The sequence below is a fragment of the Dyella sp. ASV21 genome (assembly GCF_016428975.1).
Lineage (GTDB): Bacteria > Pseudomonadota > Gammaproteobacteria > Xanthomonadales > Rhodanobacteraceae > Dyella.
Genome location: NZ_JAELTT010000152.1, coordinates 1 through 1,398, shown reverse-complemented (window position 1 = coordinate 1,398; position 1,398 = coordinate 1). Strand labels below are relative to the sequence as shown.

At 68.6% G+C, this 1,398-nt stretch carries 1 protein-coding gene; it reads left to right on the top strand.

What is annotated here, in order from left to right:
• Nucleotides 1–1,398, top strand: a 1,398-nt coding sequence (locus JHD67_RS21340; protein ID WP_199101152.1) for a 3-hydroxybutyrate oligomer hydrolase family protein, incomplete at both ends; no start/stop codon positions are given.

Genomic DNA, 1,398 nt, shown 5'->3' with positions numbered 1-1,398 from the left:
GGGCCTGGGCCTGAGCGGGCTGGCCGGTGCTCCGGCGCCGTTTGCGCATTCGCTGCAGCCGACGCCGCAGGAGTTGCGTCGACGCGCCATCCAGACCAGTTGGAAAGGCATCGCCGATCTGGGACCTCTAGGCGGCTTCGGGCGCGTGTATGGCGCGGTGCCTTCGGTGCCCGGACGGGAATATCAGGCGTTTGCGTGGATTCCCGCCGCGCATTCGCCGCATCGCGTGTTGCTGCAGGTGCCGGACCAGTTCGATCGCATGCACCGCTGCCTGGTGGTGACGGCATCGTCCGGCTCGCGCGGTATCTACGGCGCCATTGCGCTGGCCGGCGCTTGGGGGTTGCCGCGCGGTTGCGCGGTGGCCTATACCGACAAGGGCACGGGTGCGGGTTATTTCGATCAGGCTGACGACAGCGGCGTGAAGCTCGACGGTACGCGCGCTAAGCGTGGTCAGGCCACCTTGGAGTTCGAACCGGAGGCGGGTGGCCCGCACCAAGGCATCGCCATCAAGCATGCGCATTCGGGCGACAACCCGGAGGCCGACTGGGGGCGTCACGTGTTGCAGGCGGCGCAGTTTGGCCTCGCCATGCTCGATCGCGCGTTTCCCGAGCAAGCGCCGTTTACCGCAGAAAATACCCGCATCATCGCCACCGGGCTGTCCAATGGCGGCGGCGCCGTACTGCAGGCGGCGGGCCTGGACGATGCGCACCTGCTGTCCGGCGTGGTGGCGCTGGAGCCGAATGTAAATGTGCCGGGGCATGGGCGCCCCGTTTACGACTACGCCACCGAGGCGTCGATCTGGCTGCCCTGCGCGCTGATGGATGCCCGCTTCGATAACGCACCGATGGCGCGCACGCCCAAGGGCGACGCACCCCCTGCGTGGGCGCAACGTTGCCATCAGTTGCATCAGCACGGCTTGGTCAGCGGCACGCGGGTCAGCGCGCAGGCGGCGCAAGCCTATGAACATCTGCGGGCAGGCGGATGGACCGACGAGGCGATGATCACCGCGGCCTCTACCACGGCGCTGGATCTCTGGCGCGCGGTGACGGCGGGTTATGCATCGGCCTATATGCGTCGCGGCCCGGCCGATATGCCGTGCGGTTTCCACTATGCCGCGACCGGCACGCTGGACCCCGCCGTGCGTGCGTCGTGGTGGGCCGATGCGTCGGGCATTCCACCGGGTAACGGTGTCGGTCTGTTCGGCGGCAGCGATCATTCGGACGATCCCACCCTGCCGGGCGCGCTGTGCTTGCGTTCGCTGTGGGAGGATACCGATGCCAGCACGCAGGCTCTGCGCGATGGCGTGGCCGCCACGGCAGTCAAGGCGCCGCGCGGGAGCCTGCCGCTATGGGTGGTGCACGGCGCCGCCGACGGCTTGTTGCCGACGCACTTCACCTC